The organism is Burkholderia sp. KBS0801 (genome assembly GCF_005937855.2).
Taxonomy (GTDB): domain Bacteria; phylum Pseudomonadota; class Gammaproteobacteria; order Burkholderiales; family Burkholderiaceae; genus Burkholderia; species Burkholderia ambifaria.
Genome location: NZ_CP042178.1, coordinates 1505149 through 1530169 on the forward strand (window position 1 = coordinate 1505149; position 25021 = coordinate 1530169).

Genomic DNA, 25021 nt, shown 5'->3' on the forward strand with positions numbered 1-25021 from the left:
CCGCCGGGCCGCGCCCGATACCCGCCCAACACCAGGACCCGCAAGCGCAGAGACAAGGCGCCGGCCCGAGCCGGCCGGCGCCAGGACGCCCTTGATCGCCCCGCTCCCGCCCGAGCGCCGCCGGCGCGGCTCCGTCGTCTGCCCCTCCGCTGCGCGCGACGCAGCGGCCTCTGCCGAACGCAGCGCGCCGTGCTTGCCGTGTGCGCCCGTTCGCCTTTACCGGAGTCGTCCGCATGTCCACTCAACACGTCCAGATCCTGCCTTCCGCGGCCGGCGACGCAAGCGCGTCGCTAAACCGGCTGCTGTTCCGCAAGCTCATGCCGCTGCTGATCGCCGCCTACGTCATTAGCTTCCTCGACCGCACCAACATCGCCTTCGCGAAGCACTCGATGGGCGTCGATCTCGGCATTTCATCCGCGGCCTACGGGCTCGGTGCCGGCCTGTTCTTCCTGACCTACGCGCTGTTCGAGATCCCGAGCAACCTGATCATGCATCGCGTCGGCGCGCGCTTCTGGATCACGCGGATCATGATCACGTGGGGCGCGTTGTCGGTCGCGATGGCGTTCGTCGGCGGCCCGACGTCGTTCTACGTAATGCGCCTGCTGCTCGGCGCCGCCGAAGCCGGACTGTTTCCGGGGGTGATGCTGTACCTCACGTACTGGTTCGGTCGCGAGGAGCGTGCGCGGGCGACCGGCTATTTCCTGCTCGGCGTGTGCATCGCGAACATCGTCGGCGGGCCGCTGGCCGGCGCGCTGATCGAACTCGACGGCACGCTCGGCTTCCACGGCTGGCAATGGCTGTTCGTCGTCGAAGGGATTCCGGCGATCCTGCTCGCCTTCGTCGTGTGGACACGCCTGCCGGACCGCCCGAGCCGCGCGCCGTGGCTCGCCCCCGAAACCGGCCGCGCACTCGAACGTGCGCTGGCAGCCGAACAGGATGCCGGGGTCGCCGCCCACGGCGGCCACCGGTTCGGCGCCGCGCTGCGCGATCCGCAGATCTGGCTCGCGATCTTCGTGTACTTCTGCCATCAACTGACGATCTACACGGTGATCTTCTTCCTGCCGGGCATCATCGGCGCATCGGGGCACTTTTCGCCGTTCGCGGTCGGGTTGCTGACCGCATTGCCCTGGCTCGCCGCCGCACTCGGCGCCGCAACCCTGCCGCGCTTCGCGCGCGAGTCGCATCATTCGCGCCGGATCCTGTGCGTCGGCCTCATCGTGATGGCGGCCGGATTGGTGGGCGCCGCACAGGCGTCGGCGGTGGCCGGCCTCGCCTGCGTATGCGTCGCCGCGTCGATGTTCTTCGTCGTGCAGTCGATCGTGTTCACGTTTCCTGCGTCGCGACTCGCCGGCAGCGCGCTGGCCGGCGGTCTCGGTCTGGTGAACACGTGCGGCCTGCTCGGCGGCTTCGTCGGCCCGACTGTCGTCGGCGCGATCGAACAAGCGACCGGGAATGCGAAAAACGGACTGACGCTGCTCACCGCGGCGCTCGTCGTCGCCGCGTTCGCGAGTCTCGCGCTGCGCCACGGGCACGAGCGGCCCGCTGCGCGATCGCAAGGCTGAGCGTGCGCTCGATTCGAGCCGGCGCGATGTGGCGGGCCGCCCCCGCCTGCCTCGCGCCGCGCTCGATCAGAACAGATACATCCCTGCGACGAACACCACGCCCGAGAACAGCAGCGTCGTCACGCAGTACCCCATGATGTCGCGCACGCCGAGCCCCGCGATCGCGAGGGCGGGCAGCGCCCAGAACGGCTGCGCCATGTTGGTCCACGCCTCGCCGTAGGCGATCGCCATCGCGGCCTTGCCGAGATCGGCGCCGAGCGCCTGCGCGGCCGGCATCACGAACGGGCCCTGCACGACCCAGTGGCCGCCGCCCGACGGCACCGCGAAATTGATCACGGCCGAACTGAGGAATGCAAGCAGCGGAAACGTGTGCACGTTCGCGATATCGACGAACCACTTCGTGATCACGCCCGCGAGCCCCGAGTGATCCATCAGCGCCTGGATGCCCGCGTAAAAGGGAAACTGGATCATGATTCCCGATGCACCGCGCGCCGCGCCGGCCACCGCGCGCGCATAGGCCATCGGCGTACGGTGCAGCAGGATGCCGGCCGCGAGGAACGCGAGGTTCACGGTGTCGATGTCGAGCGCGAAGCCCTTCTGGATGAAACGCAGCACGAGGAACGCCGCGCAAAGCGCCGCAACGAAGACCGACAGCGCGCGGCTCTCTTCCATCCGTTCCGCGAACGTCGCGTCGGGCCCGAGCTGGCGCTCGACGCTCGGCGGTTCCGCGAGCAGCGCCGGATCGACGCTGACGACGTCGCCGGGCTTCGGCATCATCATCCGCACGAGAAACGGCAGCATCACGATCAGCCCGATTGTGATGAACGCGTTGTAGCCGGTGAAGATCGTGTCCGACACCGGAATCAGCCCGATGGTCTTTTCCATCGGATTGCCCTTCGTCGCGGCGACGAGCGGGACCGAACCCGACAGCCCGCCGTGCCAGCTCAGGAAACCCATGTACGCGGACGCGACGAGCAGCCGGTAGTCGCTGCCGGCCACGCGGCGCGCGACTTCGCGCGCGAGCATCGCGCCGAGCACGAGGCCGAAGCCCCAGTTGATCGCGCAGGCGAGCGCGCCGACGAACGCGACGAGCATCACGCCCTGCCCCGGCGTGCGCGCGGTGCTTGCGAGCGCAACGAGCACGCGGCGCACGGGCGGCGAACTCGCGAGCGCGTGGCCGGTGACGAGGATCATCACCATCTGCATCGAAAACGCGAGGAGGTTCCAGAAACCCGAACCCCACATCGTCGTGAGTTGCACCGGCGTGGTCGGCGTGAGGCCGAAGGCGAGCGCAAACGTGACGATCGTCAGCAGGATCGCGAAAATCAACGGGTCAGGCAGCACGCGGTGGACCACCTGCGTGAAAAAGCGGGAAATGCGTTGGACCAACTTGAGCTCCTCGTTTCCTGATAGGGACATCCGCGCGCGTATGGTTCGTTGTTCGGTGGCGCGGAAACGCGCGGATTTTTGCACAGAACCGCAGGACGCGCTTTGGGGTGCGCACTAGCGTGATCAGGCAACGATACGCACGAGAACAGGCGAGGAAACGGGAAGGAAAACGACCGCAGGCAGCCGGGGGGCCGCCCGTGCGAATGACTTCGGTTGACCGATAACGGCGCGGATCAGCGGATCAGCGAATCGCCGCCGCCGTCTCCTGCGTGCCGACCGTCGCGATCGCATTCGCGCGGCGCTCGGCCAGTTGCTGCGCGAAGCGATACGCGACGAGCGACCCGGCCACGGCCAGCAGCATCGGCACGAGACTGTCGTGATTCACGCGCGTGAATTCGAGCAGCAGCACGACGGCCGTGATCGGCATCTGCATCGACGCGGCAAGAAACGCGGTCGCGCCGATCAGCGCGCATCCGCCGATCGACGCGCCCGGCCACACGAGGCCCCACAGCCCGCCGAGCACGACGCCCAGCAGCGCACCGTTCGCGAGGCCCGGCGTCAGCAGCCCGCCCTCCGCGCCCGCACGCAGGCTGCCCGCCTCGATCAGCACCTTCAGCGCGAGCAGCGTCGCCGCGACCCCGATCGTCAGCGAGCCGTCGAAACCCAGCGAAGCCGGCCCCTTGCCATTGCCGAGCAGTTGCGGAAACCGCATCGCGAGCACACCGATCATCGCGAAGTTGACCAGCGCGAGCACGGGCAGCAGCCGGCCCTTCGGCGCATCCGTCCGCGCCCGGGTCGTGAGCCGCACGAAACCGTATGCGGCGAAACCGAACAGCGGCCCGCAGACGATCGACCACGCGACCAGCGGCGTGCTCAGCACGAACGCAGGCACCGTGTACTGATGCTCGTTGCCGAGGCCGATCCACGCGACGGCCGCTGCGATCGCCGACGTGACGACGGCCACCACCAGCGCGCGCAATTCGAACGTGCCGAGCAGTACTTCGAGCACGAACACGGCGCCGCCGAGCGGCACGTTGTAGACGGCCGCGAGGCCGGCGCCCGCGCCGCACGCGACCATCAGCCGGCAGTCGGCGGACGTGAGCCCCGCACGGTGCGCGAGCTGCCCGGCGAGCAGCGAGCCGATCTCGCGCGGTGCGACTTCGCGGCCGAGCGGCGAACCGAGCGCGACGGTGACGATCTGCAGCAGCGCGTGAACCGTCGTGCTGACGAACGGCATCCGCGGATCGGCCGCACGCACTGCCCGGCGGATGCTGACGAGCGGCCGGCCGTACCGGTAGAGCGCCCACCAGCCGCCGCCCGCGACGAGCCCGCAGACCACGAGCACCGCGAGCCGGCGCAACGGGTCGGCCAGCGTCACGCCCGTGAGGAAGCTCTGGGTGCCGACCACGTGCGACAGGCTGTAGCCGTAGGCGACATGCTGGATCGCGTGCAACAGCAGCGCGAGCAGCATCCCGCCGAGGCCCGCGCCGATGCCGGTCAGGACGGTGACGACCGCCATCCGCGCGAACGGGCTGGCGGACGGCGAAGAAGACGCGGGAGCGGATGGAAGGTCGAGGCGCATGAGGTCGGCGAACGAGGATCGACAAGGCGGCGCGCACCATGCACGCCGCCGTCAGGTCCGAATCGTAGGCTTGGCCCGCTCATGAGACAAACGTATTTTTCTGATTAACTCATGCATATCACGAATGAACGAGCGAATGCGCCACGCGGCGGCGCGCCGCCCCCGTCACTCGGGATATGTGACGCGCTCCGGTTCCCGCCGCATGATCACCTTCCCGTGGCGAACCGACAGCGTGGCCTTCGCCTGCCTGCGCACCGCTTCGTAGTCGCTGTCCGCGTCGAGCACGACCAGGTTCGCCGGCCGCCCGACCGCGATCCCGTAACCGTCGCCGAGATGCATCGTCGTCGCGCTGTGATCGGTCACGAAGTCGAGGCAGCGCTGCAGGTCCTCATAGCCCATCATGTGGCAAATATGGAGGCCGGCGTCGAGCACGCGCAGGATATTGCCGTTGCCGAGCGGATACCACGGATCCTTGATCGAATCCTGCCCGAAGCATACGTTCAGGCCCGCGCGATCGAGCTCGGCGACGCGCGTGACGCCGCGCCGCTTCGGAAACGTGTCGAAACGCCCCTGCAGGTGGATGCTCTCGGTCGGACACGACACGAAGTTCAGCCCGGCACGCTTGAGCAGCCGGAACAGCTTCGAGCAGTACGCGTTGTCGTACGAGCCCATCGCGGTGGTGTGGCTCGCCGTCACGCGCGCGCCCATCCCGCGCACGCGCGCTTCTTCCGCGAGCACTTCCAGAAAGCGCGAATGCGGATCGTCGGTCTCGTCGCAGTGCACGTCGACGAGGCAGCCGGTGCGCTCGGCCAGTTCCATCAGGAAGCGGATCGAGCTGACGCCCTGCTCGCGCGTGTTCTCGAAATGCGGAATCCCGCCGACGACGTCCGCGCCGAGATCGATCGCCTGCTCCATCAGCGCGCGGCCGCCGTCGAACGACTCGATGCCTTCCTGCGGAAACGCGACGATCTGCAGGTTGATCAGCCCGCGCGCCTCGTCCTTCACTTCGAGCATCGCCTTCAGCGCGGCGAGCGTCGGATCGGTGACGTCGACGTGGGTGCGCACGTGCTGAATCCCGTGATCGCGCAGCATGCCGATGGCCGCATGTGCGCGCGTCTTGGTGTCCTCGTGCGTGATCGTCGCCTTGCGCTCGGACCAGCGCTCGATCCCCTCGAACAGCGTGCCGCTCATGTTCCAGGCCGGCTCGCCGGCCGTGAGCACCGCATCGAGATGGATATGCGGCTCGACGAGCGGCGGGATCGCGACACGGCCGCCGGCATCGATATCGTCGGCGCCGGCGGGCGCGACCGGCGCGGTTTGCGCGTCGATCCGCGCGATCCTGTCGCCGTCGATACCGATCGTGAAGAGCCCGTCGCGACCGCGCAGGCGTGCATTGAAGAGATTCATGTTGGTCCAGGCGTCATGCGGCGTCAGCGCGCCGCGTGGTGGGGAAAACCGGCTCGTTCAGCGGTCCGGCATTCAGCGGAAATCGTCGATCTTCAGGCCGGTGGCCGCGCTCATCTCGTCGTTCGTCACGTCGCGCACGTGCTTGCCGAACGTCCACACGTGCCGGCCGGGGTCGCGCGCGCGATACATGCGATCGCCGTAGAACTGATCGGCCGGCGCCTGCAGGATCTCCGCGCCGGCCGCGCGTGCGCGTTCGCAGTGCGCGTCGATGTCCGCGTCGTCGGGCAGGTGCACGTGGACGTGCTGGGTATTGCGGTCGCCGGTGTCTTCCGGCGACGCGATGAAATCGGCCCACGCGCCGCCGATCATCACGAGACCGTCACCGAATTTCATTTCCGCATGGGCGATGTCGCCTTCCGGCGTGGTGACGACGAGCGAGCGTTCGAAACCGAATGCACGTTCCAGCCATGCGAGCGCGGCTTTCGGGTCGCGGTAGCAGAGCGCGGCACTGAAGGACGGACGGTGATGCGTACTCATCGATGTCTCCTTGTCCCGGCATGGGATGGCTCATTCTCCTCGCGCACGGTGCGGCGAGCAACTCCCGCGCCGGCGACGCGCGTGTTGTCAATGCGCGACACGGCAGGCGCGGCAATCGCACATCACGCAGCGCGCCTTCCGCGAAAACGCCCGGCATCCGGCGGCGGCATCGGTTTGTGAACACCGTATGACGCACTCTTGCGCGGCTCGCAACGGTGCGCTCGCGCGCCGGCCGCCGGAATCGAACGGACGCGCCCCTACACTTGCGCCGAACTTCGATCACCGTCCCACACGCAGGAGCAGTTACTTGACGTCCTCACCCGCCTAAAGGCAGGTGATTCCCACACCTGGCGATGCACGTCCGCATCGGAGAATGTTCAACGCAGCGTTGGTATCTCGATCATGCTCGACACCACAGTCACTACAGGCCCACTCTCTCATTCGCAGTCCCGCGATACCTTTCGGCCGCGTCGTGCTGTCTTTCGATCCGCACGCCGAACAGGACTGGGTAGAACCGCTTTCGTCGACTTCCTCGAACGTGGCCCCGTGCGCGATCGCTTTGTAGCGGAGCTTGTTTCGGAAGGACGACCAGGATGCGTCGTAGACGCTCTTCGCCATCCTGGTTCTGGCAAGTTTGACGGCAGACACGTTGCCGACCGCGAGGTAATCGAAACGCCGCACCAGATCGAGCGCGAGCTTGTGCTGGAAATCGGCGCGGGCATTCGCCACCTTGGCGTGCAGCTTCGCGATATGTCGCTTGTGCTTTCGCGCCCGTTGCGCTTTCGCAAGCTTCTCGGCCGCGCATCGACCGAACCGATCGTTAGGCAGCTTCTCGCCCGTCGAAAGTGTGGCGAAGTCTTTCAAGCCGAGATCGATGCCGACACCGGAACGGACCGGGCGGGCCTGCACATCGGGTATCTCGATCACGATGTTGAGAAACCAGTTGCCGCGTGCATCCTGCGCAAAGTTGGTCCCGTCCTTGATCTTGCCTTCGGGAAGCGCCCGGCTGTTGAACACGCGGAGGGTGTTGCCGGCGAAACGGAACGCGTCACCCTCGCGCTTCAGGTCACGCCCCTTCAGCGGCACCCAGCCCAGCGATTTCCTGCCGCGATAGCGCAGGTAGGGCCGAAGGTGCTGGCTGCGCGACTTCGCATATTGCTCGCACGTCGCGTTGATCGTGCCGGAGTGGATGCCGAGTTCCTTGCTACTGCCGGTGGTCAACACGTTCAGTTCAAAACCCGTCGGCCATTTCTTGCTCCACTTGAGCGCGTGCTTCTGCGTGTCATTGCAGAAGTTCCAGACGTAGTTCACCGCACGGCTCTGCTTGTTGAGCAGTCCGTTGAGCGACTTCACCCGGTAGCGGTAGACAAGAATCATGCCGGTGATCCTAACCCGTGGAAGAAGCTGCCTGTCAACAGCACGCCTTTCCTTCCCGCCATCCGCCCCGAAGGAAGTCCCCTTGGGGGAAATGGCGGGGTTTCTCGGAGCAAATTCTGATGAACAAAACCCTGATTGCCGCCGCCTCCGCCACCGCGCTCTTCGCCCCGCTCGCGCACGCGCAGAGCTCGGTCACGCTGTACGGCCTGATCGACGCAGGCATCGCGTACACCAACAACGTGAACGGCGGATCCCAGTGGCGAATGACCACCGGCACCATCAACGGCAGCCGCTTCGGCCTGCGCGGCACCGAAGATCTCGGCGGCGGCCTGAAGGCGCTGTTCGTGCTGGAGAACGGCTTCAACGCGAACAACGGCGCGCTCGGCCAGGACGGCAAGCTGTTCGGCCGCCATGCATACGTCGGCCTGAGCCGCAGCGGCTTCGGCACGCTGACGCTCGGCCGCCAGTACGACACGATGGTCGACTTCGTCGCGCCGCTGTCCGCGACGGCCGGCGACTTCGGCGATACGGGCTTCGCGCATCCGTTCGACAACGACAACCTGAACCATTCGGTGCGCATCAACAACGCGGTCAAGTACACGAGCGACACGATCGCGGGCTTCAAGGTCGGCGCGCTGTACGGCTTCTCGAACTCGACGAACTTCGCCGGCAACCGCGCGTACAGCGTCGCGGCGAGCTACACGAACGGCCCGCTGAAGCTGGCCGGCGCGTACCTGCAGATGAACGGCACGAAGGGTTCGACGAGCGCGAGCCCCGGCGCGACCGACGTGGCCGAAGCGAAGAGCGTGAGCCAGGGCGGCTGGTCGGTAGGCGCGGACCGCATGCGCACGTACGGTGGCGGTGTCAGCTACGGGTTCGGTCCGGCGACGGTCGGCTTCGTCTATACGCGTTCGCAGTACGACAACTCGGGCTCGTTCGGCTCCACCGGCCAGGTCGCGTTCAACAATTACGACGTGAACGTGCGCTACGCGGTGACGCCGGCCGTCAGCCTCGGCGCGGCCTACGTGTACACGGACGCCAGCGTGTCGAACCCGGACAGCAAGCACGGCACCGATCCGAAGTGGCACCAGGTCGACCTGCAGGCGGTGTACAAGCTGTCGCGCCGCACCGACCTGTACGCGGAAGCGATGTACCAGCACGCATCGGGCCGCGGCTACCAGGCGTTCATCAACACGTCGGGCGGCGCATCGAGCACCGCGAACCAGATCGTCGGCACGATCGGCATGCGCACGCGGTTCTGACCGCCTTCCGCATCACGCGACGACGCGTCGCCCGCCGGCCATGCCCGTGTCGCCGCGCACGGGGCGGGTCGATACGGGCGACGTGCGCCAATGTTGTGCCATCTGGAAAGCAGCCTGCCTGGAATCGGGGTTTTTGCGGCCGCGTGCGCTGCATAGACTGGCGTCGATGGTTCGGATCGCGCATCGATCGCCGAACCGGCCTCACACCTCGTCTACAGGAGAACATCGTGAAATCGCTCGTCGTTACCGCCGCCGCTGCCGTCCTGCTTGCCGCCCCGGCCCTGTCGTTCGCGCAGTCCGCCAAGTCGCCCGTCACGCGCGCGCAGGTGCTGCAGGAGCTCTATGACCTCGAATCGGTCGGCTACAACCCGGCGCTCGGCGACGCCGGCAACTATCCCGACGACATCATGGCCGCGCAGGAGCGCCTCGCGGCAAAACGGCTCGCCGAGCACAAGGCCGCGCAAACCGCCTATGGCCCGGCCGGTGCGGGCGCAACCGAATCGGGCGTGGCGGCGAAGCCCGCGCTGTGAATGCATGCGGCAACGCCGCGCCCGCATGACTCTTAGCGTGCGGGCGCGGCGGCTATCGCGCGAAACCGGCCCGTGATGACGCGGCCGGACAGACAGCGCGCCGTCCGGCACGCTGCCATCCTGTTTCTTTCTTGATTCGCCGTCACGCGGCCTGCGGTTCGCGGTCGATCGCGTTCAGCATCTCGACGTCGCGCGCGATCATCCCCGGCACCTGCGCCCGCAGCATCTCGACCCAGGTGCGCACCTTCGCGTCGACGAAGCGGCGCGACGGGTACAGCGCATACACGTTCATCTTCTGCAGGATGTGCTCGGGCAGCACGCGCACGAGCGTGCCGTCGCGCAGCGCGTCGATCGCCGAATACAGCGGCAGCATGCCGATCCCGATGCCGTCGCGGATCGCGAGCGCGAGCGACTCGGCCGTATTGGTCTGCACCGGGCCGGCGACATGGATCTGCTCGACGCCCCCGGCGCCTTCGAGCACCCATTCGTGAGTCGGGAAGGCCGGCGTGCAGAGCGTCAGGCACGCGTGCGCGCCGAGATCCTGCGGGCGTGCGGGCGCGCCGTGGCGCTTCACGTACTCGGGCGACGCGCACAGGATGCTGAAGGTCGAGCCGAGCAGATGCGACACGAGTTCCGAATCGGGCAGCGACGACGCGGTCACGACCGCCATGTCGCTCGTGCCGTCGAACAGGTCGGGCATGCGCTGCGACAGCGACAGCTCGATCGACACGTCCGGATACTGCGTGTGATAGCGCGTCAGCGCGGGCATCACGTAGTGATGGCCGACGCTCGCGAAGCTGTGCATGCGCAGCACGCCGGCCGGCCGCTCGTGCGCGCAGCTTGCCTCTTCCTCGGCGCGATCGACGTCGGCGAGGATCTGCCGGCAGCGCCGCAGATAGCTTTCGCCGGCCGACGTCAGCGCGAGACGGCGCGTCGAGCGATTCATCAGACGGGTGCGCAGGCGCGCCTCGAGCTCCGACACCGCGCGCGACATCGCGCCCGTCGTCGAATTCAGCGATTGCGCGGCCGCGGTGAAACTGCCCGTCTCGACGACGCGCGTAAACACCCGCATGTTTTGTAGCGTATCCATTCGTATGAACCACCTGTAGCGGAGCCGCCATTTTCCTCCAGTGGAGGCGACAGATTGTTACGCGGCCTGCAACTATCGTTTCCCCGTAGCTGCGTTAATGCCCGCGCGCCGCCCTCCTACAATCGGCGCCTCATCAGTCGAACGGACCCGTCCGGACGCGCCCGACACGCACGCGCCCCTATAGGGCCTGTTCACGCTGATAACGGGCTTGCGAACGTGCGTTGCCGGCTGCAGTGCAAGGAGCAAGGAGCGCCGTTTGGTTCCGCCAAACAAGCGACGCGCGACGCCGCAATGCGGCCGGCAACGCACGTTCCCCTGTTTGGAAAAATCATTCGTGGGGCTGGCCACCAGAAGGGCCGATCGCCGCGTCATGCTCCTCGCGAATACGTCGAGTATTCGCTTCGTCGCAATCCTTGCGCTCGGCCCTTCTGGTGGCCAGCGCAAGCCCGTTATCAGCGTGAACAGGCCCTACATGAAGCCACAACCTGCCGAGCGACCTTCCATCGAACCCGCACGATGGAGCGCCTGGCTCGATCCGCTCGGCGGCGCCGCGCGCGATTGGGCCGTAAGCGACGGGCTGATCTGGCTGCACCTCGCCAAGACCGTGTTCGCCGCGCTGCTCGCGATGGGCATCGCGATGCGGCTCGAGATGTCGCAGCCGCGCACCGCGATGACGACCGTGTTCGTGCTGATGCAGCCGCTGTCGGGGATGGTGTTCGCGAAGAGCTTCTATCGCGTGCTCGGCACGGCGGCCGGCCTCGTCGCCGCGCTCGCGCTCGGCGGATTGTTCGCGCAGCAGCCGGAGCTGTACATGGCCGGCATCACGCTGTGGATCGGCGCCTGCATCGCGCTCGCGGTGCGCAACCGCCACTTCCGATGGTACGGGTTCGTGCTCGCCGGTTATACCGCCGCGCTGATCGGCCTGCCGGCGGTAATGACACCGCAGACGCTGTTCCAGTCGGCGCTCACGCGCGCCGCGGAAGTCGCGCTTGGCATCGCATGCTCCGGCGCCGTCAGCGCGCTGATCCTGCCGCTCAGCTCCGCGAAGGCGCTGATGCGCTCGCTGAGCGCCCGCCACGTGAAGTTCCCGGCCTTCGCGGCCGGCGCGCTGTCGGGCGAGCTCGCGCGCGGCGATTTCGAGCGGCGCTTCGCCGATTTCGTCGACGAGATCGTCGGCTTCGAGGCCAATCGCGCGTTCGCGTCGTTCGAGGATCCGAACATTCGCGCGCGCAGCCGTCGGCTCGCGCGGCTGAACAGCGAGTTCATGAACGCGTGCACGCGCCTGCATGCGCTGCACCAGCTCGTCAAGCGCTTGCGCGCGAACCGCTCGGACGCCGTGCTCGACGCGCTCGCGCCGCATGTCGACGGGCTCGCGCGGCGGATCACCGCGTTGCGCGACGAGCGGCAGCGCGGGATCGCGTCGACGACCGGCGCGCTGCTCGAACTGCGCCGCTTTCACGGCGCGTTGCCGAAGGCTGCCCGCGCGTCGCGCCGCGCGCTCGAGGATCACGCGGCCGGCGGCCTGCTCGACTTCGATACCGCGATCGAGCTGATGTATCGCTTCATCGGCGAGTATGTCGGCTATGCCGACACGTACGCGTCGCTCGACCGCGACGATCATGCGTTCGAACGCTCGGTCACGCGCTACGCGGTGAAGACCAATTCATTCTTCGTCGGCTTCGCGTTCCTGCGCACGCTCGTCGCCGTCGGCGCAATGAGCGCGTTCTGGATCGCATCCGAATGGCCGAGCGGCTCGCTCGCCGTGATCGCCACGGCGATCGCGTGCGCGCTGAGCTCGACTTCGCCGCGCGCGTCGAAGTTCGTCGCGCAGATGGCCGTCGGCGCGGCGTTCGCGACGGCGGTCGGCTATGTGTTCCTGTGCTACGTGTATCCGAACATCGACGGCTTTCCGCTGCTGTGCGCGGCACTCGCGCCGGTGCTCGGCCTCGGCGCGTTTCTCGCGATGCGTCCGGGGCTGTCCGGTTACGGGATCGGCTTCGCGGTGTTCTTCTGCCTGCTCGCGGGGCCCGACAACGCGATCGCGTACACCCCCGAGGTGCTCGTCAACAACGGTTTCGCCGTCGTCGTCGCGATGCTGGCGTGCTCGATCGTGTTCGCGGTGGTGTTTCCGACCCACATGCCGTGGCTCACGTCGCGCATCGCGCACGATCTGCGCCGCCAGGTCACGCTCGCCTGCGAAGGCACGCGCGAGGGCCTCGCGGCCCGCTTCCAGTCGAGCACGCACGACCTGATGGCGCAGCTGCGCACACTGCTCGTCAGGCGCACGCGACAGCATCGCGACGCGCTGCGCTGGATGCTGTCGACGCTCGAAGTCGGCCATGCGGTGATCGACCTGCGCGACGAGCTGCACGGGTTCTGCGAATCGAAACCGCCGCAGACGACGCGCTGGACCGTGTCGGTCGACGCGGTGCTGCGCGAGCTGCCGCGCTTCTTCGACGATCCGACGCCGGTCCACCACGCGCGCACGCTCAAATCCGTGAACCTGGCGATCCGCGCCGCGCAGCACACGCTGCATGCATGGTACGCGGTGCCCGCCGAGCGCCACCGCATGCAGCGCATCGTCGGCTGCCTGCACTTCATCCGCAGCGCGCTGCTCGACAAGGACGCGCCGTTCAACCGCCACCGTCATTGATCGACGACCGTGATCGATCGCGATCGATGCGCGCGCAACGTCATCCTTGTTCCGATTGGAAATAAGCTCTGCACCCGCGGCGATTAATCTTCAAGCGGTGCGCGCCTATAGTTTCCTCACTGCCAGCGAGACTGGCACTGACCCAGGAGAAACTCAAATGAAGCCGCTGCACCTCGCCCTCGTTGCCCTGTCGCTCACCGCCGCTGTCGCGCACGCGCAGCCCGCGCCGGCCGAGCATGCGCAGCAACCGGCGAACCGCGCCGAAGCCGTCCAGGCCGCAGGTCGCGTCGATCGTGCGCAATCGAAGCAGGAAGACCCGAACGCCTGCGTCGGCCCCGTCAGCTTCTGCAACGTCTACTTCGGCAGCTGAGCATGACGCCGCGTCGTCACGGCCGGGCCCGCCGCGCATGCATCGCACGCGTCGCATGCCTCACGCGCATCGCATGCGCGCGCGCACGACGCGCCGGCCGCTCGCCGCAACGATCGCCGCAACGACCCTGCCCGCCACGCCGCTTCGATTGAAGCGGCGCATGCCGTTTCAGGCGCCGCGTCCCGGCCGCCACCCCACTTCGCGCAACGCATCGAGCAAGCGCGCGTGCCCCAGCCCTTCGACCCGCGCGCCGCGCGATTCGACGTCGCTCCCCGCGACCAGCGCATTCACGATCGCTTCCTCCACCGCTTCCGCCGCGGCGGCGAACAATGCCGAGATATGGTCGTTGTTCACCATCGTCACGGCTGTCGTGGGCGCGCCCTTGCTGCCGTAGTTCGCGGCCGGCAGCCCGTCGTTGCCCGTCGCAAACGCGAGGAAGATGTCGCCGCTCGAATCCTCGGTGCCGCCGCCAACGCGAGCCAACCCGACGCTCGCGCGCTGCGCGAGGCGCGTGCACTGGTGCGGCAGCAGCGGCGCGTCGGTCGCAATCGTGACGACGATCGAGCCCATCCCGGCTTCGCCTCGCGCATCGGGCGCGCGGAACGGCGAATGCACGTGCCCGAGCACCTCGCCGACCGGATAACCGGCCACGCGCAGCATCTCGCGCACGCCGTAGTTCGCCTGCACGAGCGCGCCGACGGTCCAGCCAACCGCGTCGGCCGCGACCACCCGCGACGCGGTGCCGATGCCGCCCTTGAACTCGTGGCAGATCATCCCCGTGCCGCCGCCGACGCCGCCTTCGGCGACCGGCCCGGACTGCGCCGCGGCCAGCGCACGCTGGACGTGCGCGGCATTCACCTGCTGCCCCCAGATGTCGTTGAGCAGTCCGTCGTAGGTTTCCATCACGACCGGCATGCACCAGTACACGCGGCCGGCCGCCGCTTCGCGTTCGTTCGCGACCAGCGCATCGCGCACCGCGCCGACGCTGTGCGTGTTCGTATAGGCGATCGGCGTCGTCAGCAGGCCGGCTTCGCGGATCCATTCGAGCCCGGTCGCATCGCCGTTGCCGTTCAGCACGTGGACACCCGCGAAGCACGGCGAATCGTGCACGGCGCCCGCGCGCGGCTCGATGACGGTCACGCCGGTGCGGATCGATGCGTCGCCGTTCTCGACGTTCAGCGTGAAATGTCCGACCCGCACGCCCGGTACGTCCGTGATCGCGTTGAAACGGCCCGGCGTGCCGAGTCCGATTCGGATGCCGAGATCCCTCGTGCGCATGATGCATTTCCTCCCGTGTTTCATTGGTTCGGTGTTTCGGTATGGCAAGGTTTCGATGCGGCGTTCAGAGCGCGCGGAACGCGTCGCTGTGGCGCGCCCAGACCGCATACATCACCAGCGCGGCCGCCAGCAGCGCGCCGATGATGATCAGGTCGGTCGGCTTGGTCGCCGTCGCCAGCGTCGTGTAGAGCGTGTACGCGGCGCCCGCGACCGCGACGAGCGGCGTCACGGGCCACAGCGGCATCCGGTAGTGATGTTCGACGTCGCGGCGCACGAACCGGCTCGCGAGCGCGGCCAGCCCGACGACCAGATAGATCAGCAGCAGCAGGTCGACCGTGAACGCGGTCAGCTCGTCGAGGCTCGACACGAACACCAGCCCCGACGACGGCACCGCCAGCGCGAGCGTCGCGAGCCACGGCGATTCGAAGCGCGGATGGATCGTCGAGAACGCGCGGTTGCAGGTGCGCGACCAGAGCGCATGACGGCCGCTGCTGTACAGCAGGCGCCCCATCGTGATCACGATCGCGATGATCGCATTGAACACCGACAGGAAGATCCCGCCGCTGACCACGCGCGAGACCACCGGGTTGCTCAGCGAACGCACGACATAGCCGATCGGGTCGGCGCTCTTCGTCAGCTCCGTCAGCGACGGCGCGCCGAGCACGATCGCGGTGAGCGGGATCAGTTCGACGACGAGGATCACCAGCAGCGAATAGATCACCGCCTTCGCGACGTTGCGGTTGCCGCCGCGCAGGTCTTCCGCGAGATACGCGGCGGAGCCGAAGCCGTTGTAGCAGAAGATCGCCGTGCCGATCGCGGGCACGATCGCCGCGAACGTGGCGGGCACCAGCGCATTGCCGCTCGCGACGACCGGCGCGACCAGCACCTCGGCGCCGCGATGCGGCGCGCCGAAGCCGAGCCCCGCGATCAGCATCAGCACACCGATCTCGACGACGAGAAACGCGCCCGTGATCCACGCATTCGTCTTGATGTTCAGCATGCCGAGCACGTAGCTGAGCAGCACGATCGTCAGCGCGACCGACTGGTTGCCGAAGTGCGTGCCGAGCGCGTTGTTCAAGTACGGCGCCGCGCCGCTCGCGAGCACGGCCGGGATGAACACGCTGACGGACAGCACCGTGATGAACGTCAGGTAGCCGGGCAGCGGGCCGAACACGCGCTTGGCCATCACGTACTCGCCGCCCGCGCTGCGGTGCGCGGCGCTGAGCTCCGCGTAGCAGAGCGCGAACGCGAGCGCGAGCACGCCGCCGAGCAGGAACGACAGCACCGCGCCGCTGCCGGCCTGCTGGATCGCGAACGGCGCGATCACAAAGATCGAGCTTGCTGGCGTCACGCCCGACACGGTGATCATCACCGCATCGCGCACGCTGAGCGTCTGCGACAACGCGCGCGGCGCGTCTTCCGTGGCAGGCGTCGCTTGCAGCGTGCCCGTCGATTCCGACATCATCGCCATTTCGTTCTCCTGTGCTTGCGGTGTGTCCGCCCATGCACGACGCATGTGCGTGTCATGTGCGGACAGATCCTTTGCGCCGTTTTTTTGAACGCCCATACTCGGGCCCGATTGATTGCGTGGCAGTCTAGGAAGCCAAATTCAGGACCGCTATTCCCCCTTGGTGTTACGCCCTCCGGTGGTGGTATGGATCGACTCTTCTCCGAAATCGCGATGCACCAGGCGCTCGGCCGCGCGATCGATCATCTCGGCCAGCCGCGCTTCTGGCGGTTCCTGGTGCTGCTGCTCAACGAAATGGTGCCGTTCGACAACGCGCTCGCGACCGCGATCGGCCGCGACGGCGTGCCGCTCGTGCTCGACGAATACGACACGGGCGGCACCGACAGCGCGTCGCCGGTGCCGCTTTACCTCAACGGGTTATATCTGCTCGATCCGTTCCTGCAGGCCGCGCACGACGGGCTCGCCGACGGCTGCTACCGGCTCGAGGAAGTTGCGCCCGACCTGTTCCGGCAGAGCGAGTATTTCCTGAGCTACTTCCGCGATGCGGTCGGCGACGACGAAATCCAGATCCTGCTGCGGCCGAACCGCGACCTGCTGCTGTCGTTGTCGCTCGGCGCGGCCGCGCGCTTCGACGTCGAGCCGCTCGGCAAGCTGACGGCCGCGATGCCGTGGGTGCTCGCGGCGATCCGGCAGCACTGGCGGCTGGTGGGCGATGCCGCGCGCGCGACCCCCGACGACGATCTCGGCGCGCGCGTCGAGCAGGCGCTCGCGCGCTTCGGCGCGGGCGTGCTGACAGAGCGCGAGATGTCGATCGCGCGAATGGTGCTGCGCGGCAATTCGTCGAAGGCGATCGCGGAGCGGCTCGCGATTTCACCGGAGACGGTGAAGGTGCATCGGCGGCATCTCTACGCGAAGCTCGGGATCTCGTCCCAGCCGGAGCTGTTCTCGCGGTTCATTCACGCGCTGGGAGAGCATGCGTCGGGGTAAGCATGTCGATGCGCGCCGTCAACGACCCGATTCGATGAACCCGCCATCGGGCGCCTGGTGCGGCACATACCAGCCGAAATACACCTCGGCCTCGACGATCCGCCCGCCGCGCACGCGCAATCGCTCCGCGTTGCGGAAGCGCCGCCCGGCGCTCGTTTCGGCTTCGTACACGACGAACACGTATTCACCGTGCACGGCAACATCGACGAAGTCGAAACCGGCGAGCATCGCGCTGTTCGGCCAGCAGCGCGCCAGATACGCGTCGCGGTCGAGCCGGTTGTCGAGCGGGCTCGTGAAATGGAAGTCCGGCGCGATCAGCGCTTCGATCGCGTCGCGGTCCTTGTCGACATACGCGCGATAGCTCGCGCGTGCCACATCACCGGGGTCGTCAGGCATCGCTCCCTCCGCGAAGGACCGGGACGAACGCGACGGCCCGCGTCGCCCCGATGCATCGATGAAACACGTACGGGCGACACGCGCCGCACCGCACCACGCTTTCCGCGTCGGCCTGCCGATGCCGCGGTTGCCCGTTTGCGCACGCACGGGCATGATGTCCGCCGGCGTGCGGGCTGCGTCCGCGCGCTTGCGCGGCCATCGGTGCCGCGATCGGCGTGCCGTCCATGCGCCGCCGCCGGCATCATCGAGCAATCCGCGTGCCGGCCCCGGCCGCCCACCTCACCGAGTCCATGTCACTACGCGCATTCAGAACGCTGGTCGCGATCGCCCGATACCGGACCTTCGCACGCGCCGGCGAGGCGATCGGGCTCACGCAGTCAGCCGTGAGCCTGCAGGTCAAGGCGCTCGAAAGCGAATACAACGTCCGGCTGTTCGACCGTTCGCGCCGCCAGCCGGTACTCACCGAAGCCGGCAACATTCTCGTCGCGCAGGCCGAGCAGGTGCTCGCGATGGTCGACCGGATTCCCGATGCGCTCAGCGACGAGAAGAAGCTCGTCGGCCGCCTGCGGGTGGGCGCGATCCAGACCGCCTTGTCCGGTCCGCTGCCCGATGCGCTGCTCGCGCTGCGCGACGCGCATCCGTCGTTGCGCGTGCACGTATCGGCCGGCATGTCGGCCGAACTGGCGAACCGAGTCGCGGCCGGCGAACTCGACGCCGCGATCACGACCCGCCCGGTGCGCCCGCATCCGGCGGAACTCACGTGGACCACGCTGTACGAAGACCGCTTCTGGCTGCTCGCGCCGCCGCACTATGCGGAGCCCGACGCGCGCACGCTGCTCGAGGCCCTGCCGTTCATCCGCTTCGACGCGCAGGCGTGGGCCGGCCGGATGATCGCCGCCGAGCTGCGTCGGATCGGCGTGCGCGTGCGTGAGGAGATGGTGCTCGACAGCGCGGAGACGATCGCGCGCATGGTCGCGCGCGGGCTCGGCGCGGCGATCGTCGCGCTGCCCGACTCGACGCTCGCGCGCCTGCCGCCCGTCACGCGCTTGCCGTTCGGCCAGCCGCAGATGGGCCGGGCAGTCGTGCTGCTCGAACACCGGTCGCGCCCGGCCGAGCGTTTCGCGCGTGCGCTGGGCGCCGAAATCACCGCGTCATCAATGAGAATTTCTCATTGAACACCCGATAATTAACCATTATTCCTGCTTCCTCCGCGTGTTTAACTTGGCAGCATCGTCACTCTCTGGATTGCGCGCCGCCATGTTGGCCACCGGATGGATCCCCGCTTCGCTCCGCTGCTGCGCCTGCCGGCCGTCCCGTGCGGCCCGCCCCATCCACCTGAAGGCGCGCCCATGATCGGCCCGATCCTGCTCGCGCTCGCGCCGGTCGCGCTGCTGGTTGCGTTCGGCCACGGCCTGCGGCGCACGGGCTTCATCGGCGATGCGTTCTGGCCGCATGCCGAGCGGCTTTGCTACTACGTGCTGCTGCCCGCGCTGTTCGCGGATGGCCTCGCGAATGCGCGGCTGCAATCGTTGCCCGTGTTGCCGCTCGCGGCGGCGCTGGTCGGTTCGACCGTGCTCGTCGCGGCGCTGCTTCTGCTGGTCCGCCGGTTCGTGCAGGTGGACGGCGCCGGGTTCACGTCGGTGTTTCAGGGCGCGGTGCGTTTCAACAACTATGTCGGCACGGCGCTCGCCGCCGGACTGTTCGGCGCGCATGGGATCGCGCTCGCGGCCGTGTGCGTCGCGGCGATCGTCCCCACCGTGAACCTGATGTGCGTGCTGGTGTTCGCGCGCTACGGCGAAACGCGGCTCGGCGCAGGCGCGCTCCTGCGCCAGATCCTGTCGAATCCGCTCGTCGTCGGCTGCGCGCTCGGGATCGCGATGCAGGCCGCCGGCGTCGGGTTTCCGGCCGCCGTCGAACCGGCCGTGCGCGCGCTCGGCGCCGCGTCGATGCCGCTCGGCCTGCTGTGCGTGGGTGCGGCACTGAAATTCGATGCGGCACGCGCGTGGATGCAGCCGATGTGCATCGCATCGGCATTCAAGTTCCTCGCGATGCCCCTCGTCACGCTCGCGGCCGGCCGCCTGTTCGGGCTCGGCGATGCCGCGCTGACCATCGCGCTGCTGTTCCAGGCGCTGCCGACGTCGTCCTCGTCGTACATCATGGCGCGCCAGCTTGGCGGCGACGCGCCGCTGATGGCAGGCATCACCGCGTTCCAGACGATCGTCGCCGCGCTCGCGATGCCGGCCGTGCTGACGGCGCTTGCGTCGGCGCCGGTGTTTCGCTGACCGCCCGGCACCGGCGCGCGCGGCGCAAGCGCAATCGCCGTCGAACGGGCCGAATCCTGGCCGCCGAGCGCAGCCGCCGCCTCGTTGCGCGGGGCCTTCGCGCTGCCGATGCGCCCCCGGTTCTTCTCGCAGCCCCGCCAAAAACCGCCTATGGTGAATGAATGGCGTCCGTTCAGCCGCCATTCGACTCCGCGTCGCTCGCACCGGCTGACACGGCGCCGTGTTCCGGCACCATTCCCCGCGATCGTGCGCACGCCCGGCCGTGCACGCGATTCGCGCCGCCCACCGGACTATAAGGAGGTACCCATGAAAGCCGTGCTGCTCGTCAGTTCCGCCGTGCTCGCCATGGCGTCCATTTCAGCTTCGGCTCAAGGCTCGATCACCAAAGTCGAAAACGGCGCGCTCGTCGCAGCCAACGGAATGACCGTCTACGCATTCGACAAGGACAAGCCCAACGCCGGCACCAGTGCCTGCTCGGGCCCATGCGAGACCCTCTGGCCGCCGTACAAGGCCAGCGCGACCGACGTACCGGTCGGCCCCTACACGATCGTCAAGCGTGACGACGGCAGCCCGCAATGGGCGTACAAGGGCAAGCCGCTGTACTTCTTCTCGAAGGACATGAAACAGGGCGATCGCAACGGCGACAATTTCAAGAACGTGTGGCACGTGGTCGCCCCGTAAGCGTTCGTTCCACGCGTTGCGTGTCGGCACGGCCGCGGCACGCGTAAAAAAGCCTGCTCCGATCGCGGATCGGGGCAGGCTCGGGCATGCTTGCGCCGGCTGCATGGCGACACCCGCCGAGCGGCAGTCGCCGCGCGCAGCCGGAACGCGCGTCAGCGGTTGTCAGCGGTTCGACGGGAAGCTGAACACCGTCCCCTCGCGCACGCCGGCCGACGGCCAGCGCTGCGTGATCGTCTTGCGCTTCGTGTAGAACCGCACCGCGTCCGGGCCGTACGCGTGCAGGTCGCCGAACAGCGAACGCTTCCAGCCGCCGAACGAGTGGTACGCGACCGGCACCGGCAGCGGCACGTTGATGCCGACCATGCCGATCTGGATGTTGTCGCCGAAGTAGCGCGCGGCTTCCCCGTCGCGCGTGAACAGGCACGTGCCGTTGCCGTATTCGTGCGCGTCGATCAGTGCCATCGCCTCGTCGAGCGACTTCAGGCGGATCACGCCGAGCACCGGCCCGAAGATCTCGTGCTGGTAGATCGGCATGCCGGGCTTCACGTTATCGAACAGGCACGGGCCGAGGTAGTAGCCGCCGTCGTGGCCGTCGACCTTCACGCCCCGGCCGTCGACGACGAGCGTCGCGCCCGCTTCCACGCCTGCTGCGACGAAGCCCGTTACCTTGTCGAAATGCTGCTTCGTGACGAGCGGCCCCATGTCGATGCCGGCACCGTTGCCCGGGCCGACCTTCATCTTCTCGATCTCGGCCTTCAGCCCTTGGACCACCTTGTCGCCCGTTTCATCGCCGATCGCGACGACCAGCGGGATCGCCATGCAGCGCTCGCCGCACGAACCATAAGCAGCGCCCATCAGCGCATTCACCGCGTTGCCGATGTCGGCGTCGGGCATCACCACCGCGAAGTTTTTCGCGCCGCCGAGCGCCTGCACGCGCTTGCCGTGCGCGCAGCCGGTCGAATAGATGTATTCGGCGATCGGCGTCGAGCCGACGAAGCTCACCGCCTTCACGCGCGCGTCGGTCAGGATCGTGTCGACCGCTTCCTTGTCGCCGTTCACGACGTTCAGCACGCCCGGCGGCAGGCCGGCCTCGAGCGCGAGCTCGGCCATGCGCAGCGTCGACGACGGCGTGCGCTCGGACGGCTTCAGCACGAACGTGTTGCCGCACGCGACGGCCATCGGCCACATCCACAGCGGCACCATCACCGGGAAGTTGAACGGCGTGATGCCGGCGGCGACGCCGAGCGCCTGGAACTCGCTCCACGAATCGATCGCGGGGCCGACGTTCTTGCTGTGCTCGCCCTTCAGCAGCTCGGGCACGTAGGTCGCGTATTCGACGTTCTCGATCCCGCGCTGCAGTTCGCCCATCGCGTCGGCGAGCACCTTGCCGTGCTCGGCGGTGATCAGCGCGCACAGTTCGTCCGCGTGCTCCTCGAGCAGCGTCTTGAAGCGGCTCATCACGCGGGCGCGCTTCAGCGGCGGCGTATTGCGCCACGCGGGGAACGCGGCCTGCGCGGACGCGATCGCGGCTTCGACGGTCAGCTTGTCGGCGAGCGCGACGCTCTTGTGCGATTCGCCGGTCGCCGGGTCGAACACCGGCTGCACGCGGCTGCCGCCGTCGACGCGCTTGCCGTCGATCAGGTGGCCGACGGTGGAGGTCACATTGCTGTCGTGTTTCATGTTCTGGCTCTTTCGTGAATTCGGTTGTCGCTCAGGGCAGAACGCGGCTCAGTCCACTTCGTTCAGTGCGTCGGACAGCGCGTTGACGAGGTTGTCGATCTCGCGCTTCTCCGAGATGAACGGCGGCGCGAGCTGGATCGTGTCGCCGCCGTAGCGCACGTAGAAACCCTTCGCCCAGCAGCGCATCGCGATCTCGTACGGGCGCCGTGCCGGCTCGCCCGGCAGCGCCGCGATCGTCAGGCCGGCCGCCAGCCCGTAGTTGCGGATGTCCGTGATATGGCGCTGGCCCTTCAGCCCGTGCACGGCCGCCTCGAAATGCGGCGCGAGATCGCGCACGCGGGCCACCGCGTCTTCCTTCACCAGCAGGTCGAGCGCCGCGACGCCGGCCGCGCAGGCGACCGGGTGCGCCGAGTACGTGTAGCCGTGCGGGAACTCGAGCATATATTCCGGGCCGCCCACGGCCATGAACGTGTCGTAGATTTCCTTCGTCGCGATCACCCCGCCGAGCGGCTGCACGCCGTTCGTCACCTGTTTCGCGAAGTTCATGATGTCCGGCGTCACGCCGAACGCGTCGGCGCCCGTCATCGCGCCGGCACGGCCGAAGCCGGTGATGACTTCGTCGAAGATCAGCAGGATGTCGTGCGCGGTACAGATGTCGCGCAGGCGCTTCAGATAGCCCTTCGGCGGCACCACGACGCCCGCCGAACCCGAAAACGGCTCGACGATCACGGCCGCGATGTTCGACGCGTCGTGCAGCGCGATCAGGTCGAGCAGGCGGTCGGCGAGCTCGGCGCCGTTCTCCGGCATCCCGCGCGAGAACCTGTTTTCGGCGAGTTGCGTGTGCGGCAGGAAATCGGCGTCGATCCCCTGGCCGAACAGCTTGCGGTTCGGCCCGATCCCGCCGACCGAGATGCCGCCGTAGTTCACGCCGTGATAGCCCTTCTCGCGGCCGATCAGGCGCGTCTTCGTGCCCTTGCCCTTCGCTCGCCAGTACGCGCGGGCCATCTTCAGCGACGTGTCGGCCGCTTCCGAGCCCGAGCCGGTGAAGAACACGTAGTCGAGGCCGGCGGGCGTCAGGTCCTTGATCTTGTTCGCGAGCTCGAACGACTTCGGATGGCCGAACTGGAACGCAGGCGCGTAGTCGAGCTGCGCGACCTGGCGGCTCACGGCTTCCGTGATTTCCGCGCGGCCATGGCCCAGGCCCGTGCACCACAGGCCCGACAGGCCGTCGAAGATCTTGCGGCCTTCGCCATCGGTGTAATACGCGTCCTTGCCCGCCACGATCATGCGTGGGTCCGACTTGAACTGGCGGTTCGCCGTGAACGGCATCCAGTGGGCGTCGAGCCAGGCGGCGTCGGTACGGAGGGCGGTCTCTTCCTGCTGGCGGGTGGTGATCGTATTGGTCATGTCGGTCGGCGCGACGCGCCCCTCGTGCTTGTGATGATGTTGCGCATTGTCGGGAGGCCAATTAGTCTTTTGAATATCGCAATATCAATGTTCACTTGCTCATCTATGCAAGCAAAGAAACCGAAGAGCCGCGCGCTGCTCGGGCAGCTCAGCGACATGGATCTGCGGCTGCTGCGGGTTTTCAAGGGCGTCGTGCAGTGCGGCGGGATGGCGGCGGCCGAACTGGAACTGAATATCGGCATCTCGACGATCAGCCGGCACGTGAAGGATCTCGAAACGCGCCTCGGCCTCGTGCTGTGCCGGCGCGGCCGCGCGGGCTTCACGCTGACGGCCGAGGGGCAGACGGTGTACGAGGAAACCCTGCGGCTGCTCGCGTCGATGGAGGCATTTCGCAGCCGGATCGACGGCATTCACGACAAGATGGGCGGCGAACTGCACATCGCCGTATTCGACAAGACGGCCACCAACCCGAACGCGCGGCTCGGCGACGCGATCCGCCAGTTCGCGGACGAGGCGCCCGACGTCGCGCTGAACCTCCATGTCGCGTCGATCAACGAGGTCGAGCGCGGGATCATCGACGGCAGCTATCAGGTCGGGATCATCCCCGCGCACCGCAGTTCGGGGAGCCTCGTGTATTCGGAGCTGTTCGACGAACGGATGCTGCTGTACTGCGGCCGCCAGCATCCGCTTTTCGACGCGCCGCACGGCAAGCTCACGTGGACGACGATCCGCAACCACGCGTTCGCGGGGCTCGGCTTCCATTCGCCGAACATGGAACTGAGCCATCGCGCGAAGCTCACGCGCAGCGCGACGGCGTCGGACCAGGAATCGATCGCGACGCTGATCCTGTCGGGCCGCTACCTCGGCTTCCTGCCCGACCATTACGCGGAGAGCTTCGAAAACAAGGGATTGATGCAGGCGATCGCGCCGCACCGCTTCAACTACCGGTGCCGGTTCGTGAGCCTGCTGCGACGCTCGCCGCGGCCGTCACGCGCGGCGCTGCTGTTCCAGTCGTGCCTCGAAGCCGCGCATGCGGCGGTGAGGCTGGGCGGTGATGGTGGCGACGGCAGTGACGCGTAACCG

General features: G+C 67.8%; 21 protein-coding genes. 10 read left to right on the forward strand and 11 right to left on the reverse strand.

Translation table 11 applies throughout. From position 1 onward, the window contains the following. Positions 1 to 233: 233 nt before the first annotated feature. Entirely contained in the window at positions 234 to 1562 is a 1329-nt protein-coding gene (locus FFI87_RS23640) for an MFS transporter (protein ID WP_138848825.1), read from the forward strand. A gap of 66 nt (positions 1563 to 1628) precedes the next feature. Here the strand turns inward: FFI87_RS23640 and FFI87_RS23645 are convergent, their stop codons facing one another. From FFI87_RS23645 to FFI87_RS23665, 5 genes are all read right to left on the reverse strand, one after another. After that, positions 1629 to 2951 (reverse strand): TIGR00366 family protein, encoded by a 1323-nt coding sequence (locus tag FFI87_RS23645; protein WP_138848824.1) that lies wholly within the window; start codon positions 2949 to 2951, stop codon positions 1629 to 1631. 241 nt (positions 2952 to 3192) lie between these two features. After that, positions 3193 to 4533 (reverse strand): chloride channel protein, encoded by a 1341-nt coding sequence (locus FFI87_RS23650; RefSeq protein ID WP_138848823.1) that lies wholly within the window; start codon positions 4531 to 4533, stop codon positions 3193 to 3195. Between the two features lie 165 nt (positions 4534 to 4698). Then, positions 4699 to 5940: a cytosine deaminase gene (gene codA, locus FFI87_RS23655; RefSeq protein WP_138848822.1), complete on the reverse strand. Its 1242-nt coding sequence runs from the start codon at positions 5938 to 5940 to the stop codon at positions 4699 to 4701. Between the two features lie 72 nt (positions 5941 to 6012). After that, entirely contained in the window at positions 6013 to 6477 is a 465-nt protein-coding gene (locus tag FFI87_RS23660; protein ID WP_138848821.1) for a VOC family protein, read from the reverse strand. Between the two features lie 324 nt (positions 6478 to 6801). Beyond that, positions 6802 to 7854 carry an RNA-guided endonuclease InsQ/TnpB family protein gene (locus FFI87_RS23665; RefSeq protein ID WP_138848820.1) on the reverse strand — a complete coding sequence of 351 codons (1053 nt, stop codon included), beginning with the start codon at positions 7852 to 7854 and terminating at the stop codon, positions 6802 to 6804. A 119-nt stretch (positions 7855 to 7973) separates the two neighbouring features. Between FFI87_RS23665 and FFI87_RS23670 the strand changes: the two genes are divergently transcribed. Together FFI87_RS23670 and FFI87_RS23675 are read left to right on the forward strand one after the other, a co-directional pair. Continuing rightward, positions 7974 to 9116 carry a porin gene (locus tag FFI87_RS23670; protein ID WP_011658754.1) on the forward strand — a complete coding sequence of 381 codons (1143 nt, stop codon included), beginning with the start codon at positions 7974 to 7976 and terminating at the stop codon, positions 9114 to 9116. 227 nt (positions 9117 to 9343) lie between these two features. Further along, positions 9344 to 9646 (forward strand): DUF4148 domain-containing protein, encoded by a 303-nt coding sequence (locus tag FFI87_RS23675; protein ID WP_138848819.1) that lies wholly within the window; start codon positions 9344 to 9346, stop codon positions 9644 to 9646. 142 nt (positions 9647 to 9788) lie between these two features. On the opposite strand, the gene FFI87_RS23680 is transcribed toward FFI87_RS23675, so the two are convergent. Continuing rightward, positions 9789 to 10736: a LysR family transcriptional regulator gene (locus FFI87_RS23680; RefSeq protein WP_138848818.1), complete on the reverse strand. Its 948-nt coding sequence runs from the start codon at positions 10734 to 10736 to the stop codon at positions 9789 to 9791. A 472-nt stretch (positions 10737 to 11208) separates the two neighbouring features. Between FFI87_RS23680 and FFI87_RS23690 the strand changes: the two genes are divergently transcribed. Beyond that, positions 11209 to 13389, forward strand: a complete 2181-nt coding sequence (locus tag FFI87_RS23690; RefSeq protein WP_138848817.1) for an FUSC family protein — start codon at positions 11209 to 11211, stop codon at positions 13387 to 13389. Between the two features lie 157 nt (positions 13390 to 13546). Next, a complete protein-coding gene (locus FFI87_RS23695; RefSeq protein WP_012366008.1) occupies positions 13547 to 13759 on the forward strand; it encodes a hypothetical protein in 213 nt (70 codons plus the stop codon). 168 nt (positions 13760 to 13927) lie between these two features. On the opposite strand, the gene FFI87_RS23700 is transcribed toward FFI87_RS23695, so the two are convergent. Together FFI87_RS23700 and FFI87_RS23705 are read right to left on the reverse strand one after the other, a co-directional pair. After that, positions 13928 to 15037: a P1 family peptidase gene (locus tag FFI87_RS23700; protein WP_138848816.1), complete on the reverse strand. Its 1110-nt coding sequence runs from the start codon at positions 15035 to 15037 to the stop codon at positions 13928 to 13930. 64 nt (positions 15038 to 15101) lie between these two features. Then, positions 15102 to 16508, reverse strand: coding sequence for an APC family permease (locus tag FFI87_RS23705; protein WP_138848815.1), 1407 nt, complete (start codon positions 16506 to 16508; stop codon positions 15102 to 15104). Positions 16509 to 16691: 183 nt separating this feature from the next. Between FFI87_RS23705 and FFI87_RS23710 the strand changes: the two genes are divergently transcribed. After that, positions 16692 to 17492 carry a helix-turn-helix transcriptional regulator gene (locus tag FFI87_RS23710; protein ID WP_138848814.1) on the forward strand — a complete coding sequence of 267 codons (801 nt, stop codon included), beginning with the start codon at positions 16692 to 16694 and terminating at the stop codon, positions 17490 to 17492. 18 nt (positions 17493 to 17510) lie between these two features. On the opposite strand, the gene FFI87_RS23715 is transcribed toward FFI87_RS23710, so the two are convergent. Next, complete coding sequence (locus tag FFI87_RS23715) at positions 17511 to 17888, reverse strand: nuclear transport factor 2 family protein (protein WP_006754380.1); 378 nt, start codon at positions 17886 to 17888, stop codon at positions 17511 to 17513. Between the two features lie 290 nt (positions 17889 to 18178). Between FFI87_RS23715 and FFI87_RS23720 the strand changes: the two genes are divergently transcribed. The 3 genes from FFI87_RS23720 (at position 18179) to FFI87_RS23730 (ending at position 20851) form a co-directional block, all read left to right on the forward strand. Beyond that, positions 18179 to 19063, forward strand: a complete 885-nt coding sequence (locus tag FFI87_RS23720; RefSeq protein ID WP_138848813.1) for a LysR substrate-binding domain-containing protein — start codon at positions 18179 to 18181, stop codon at positions 19061 to 19063. Positions 19064 to 19237: 174 nt separating this feature from the next. Further along, positions 19238 to 20170 (forward strand): AEC family transporter, encoded by a 933-nt coding sequence (locus FFI87_RS23725; RefSeq protein ID WP_012366003.1) that lies wholly within the window; start codon positions 19238 to 19240, stop codon positions 20168 to 20170. A 306-nt stretch (positions 20171 to 20476) separates the two neighbouring features. Further along, positions 20477 to 20851, forward strand: a complete 375-nt coding sequence (locus FFI87_RS23730; RefSeq protein ID WP_138848812.1) for a hypothetical protein — start codon at positions 20477 to 20479, stop codon at positions 20849 to 20851. 162 nt (positions 20852 to 21013) lie between these two features. Here FFI87_RS23730 and FFI87_RS23735 read toward each other — a convergent pair whose 3' ends face one another. Together FFI87_RS23735 and FFI87_RS23740 are read right to left on the reverse strand one after the other, a co-directional pair. After that, on the reverse strand, positions 21014 to 22531 hold the full coding sequence (locus tag FFI87_RS23735; protein WP_138848811.1) for a CoA-acylating methylmalonate-semialdehyde dehydrogenase: 1518 nt from the start codon (positions 22529 to 22531) through the stop codon (positions 21014 to 21016). 48 nt (positions 22532 to 22579) lie between these two features. Further along, positions 22580 to 23938, reverse strand: a complete 1359-nt coding sequence (locus tag FFI87_RS23740; protein WP_012366000.1) for an aspartate aminotransferase family protein — start codon at positions 23936 to 23938, stop codon at positions 22580 to 22582. A gap of 105 nt (positions 23939 to 24043) precedes the next feature. Here FFI87_RS23740 and FFI87_RS23745 point away from each other — a divergent pair, with 105 nt between their 5' ends. Beyond that, positions 24044 to 25018 carry a LysR family transcriptional regulator gene (locus FFI87_RS23745; RefSeq protein ID WP_012365999.1) on the forward strand — a complete coding sequence of 325 codons (975 nt, stop codon included), beginning with the start codon at positions 24044 to 24046 and terminating at the stop codon, positions 25016 to 25018. Positions 25019 to 25021 lie beyond the last annotated feature (3 nt).

Excerpts from the sequence above, each read along its gene's own strand:
- FFI87_RS23725 (WP_012366003.1), top strand. The coding sequence starts at position 19,238 with ATGATCGGCCCGATCCTGCTCGCGCTCGCGCCGGTCGCGCTGCTGGTT.
- codA (WP_138848822.1), bottom strand. The coding sequence starts at position 5,940 with ATGAATCTCTTCAATGCACGCCTGCGCGGTCGCGACGGGCTCTTCACG.
- FFI87_RS23650 (WP_138848823.1), bottom strand. The coding sequence starts at position 4,533 with ATGCGCCTCGACCTTCCATCCGCTCCCGCGTCTTCTTCGCCGTCCGCC.
- FFI87_RS23745 (WP_012365999.1), top strand. The coding sequence starts at position 24,044 with ATGCAAGCAAAGAAACCGAAGAGCCGCGCGCTGCTCGGGCAGCTCAGC.
- FFI87_RS23640 (WP_138848825.1), top strand. The coding sequence starts at position 234 with ATGTCCACTCAACACGTCCAGATCCTGCCTTCCGCGGCCGGCGACGCA.
- FFI87_RS23690 (WP_138848817.1), top strand. The coding sequence starts at position 11,209 with ATGAAGCCACAACCTGCCGAGCGACCTTCCATCGAACCCGCACGATGG.
- FFI87_RS23700 (WP_138848816.1), bottom strand. The coding sequence starts at position 15,037 with ATGCGCACGAGGGATCTCGGCATCCGAATCGGACTCGGCACGCCGGGC.
- FFI87_RS23680 (WP_138848818.1), bottom strand. The coding sequence starts at position 10,736 with ATGGATACGCTACAAAACATGCGGGTGTTTACGCGCGTCGTCGAGACG.
- FFI87_RS23670 (WP_011658754.1), top strand. The coding sequence starts at position 7,974 with ATGAACAAAACCCTGATTGCCGCCGCCTCCGCCACCGCGCTCTTCGCC.
- FFI87_RS23695 (WP_012366008.1), top strand. The coding sequence starts at position 13,547 with ATGAAGCCGCTGCACCTCGCCCTCGTTGCCCTGTCGCTCACCGCCGCT.
- FFI87_RS23740 (WP_012366000.1), bottom strand. The coding sequence starts at position 23,938 with ATGACCAATACGATCACCACCCGCCAGCAGGAAGAGACCGCCCTCCGT.
- FFI87_RS23705 (WP_138848815.1), bottom strand. The coding sequence starts at position 16,508 with ATGGCGATGATGTCGGAATCGACGGGCACGCTGCAAGCGACGCCTGCC.
- FFI87_RS23735 (WP_138848811.1), bottom strand. The coding sequence starts at position 22,531 with ATGAAACACGACAGCAATGTGACCTCCACCGTCGGCCACCTGATCGAC.
- FFI87_RS23730 (WP_138848812.1), top strand. The coding sequence starts at position 20,477 with ATGAAAGCCGTGCTGCTCGTCAGTTCCGCCGTGCTCGCCATGGCGTCC.
- FFI87_RS23720 (WP_138848813.1), top strand. The coding sequence starts at position 18,179 with ATGTCACTACGCGCATTCAGAACGCTGGTCGCGATCGCCCGATACCGG.
- FFI87_RS23715 (WP_006754380.1), bottom strand. The coding sequence starts at position 17,888 with ATGCCTGACGACCCCGGTGATGTGGCACGCGCGAGCTATCGCGCGTAT.
- FFI87_RS23710 (WP_138848814.1), top strand. The coding sequence starts at position 16,692 with ATGGATCGACTCTTCTCCGAAATCGCGATGCACCAGGCGCTCGGCCGC.
- FFI87_RS23660 (WP_138848821.1), bottom strand. The coding sequence starts at position 6,477 with ATGAGTACGCATCACCGTCCGTCCTTCAGTGCCGCGCTCTGCTACCGC.
- FFI87_RS23665 (WP_138848820.1), bottom strand. The coding sequence starts at position 7,854 with ATGATTCTTGTCTACCGCTACCGGGTGAAGTCGCTCAACGGACTGCTC.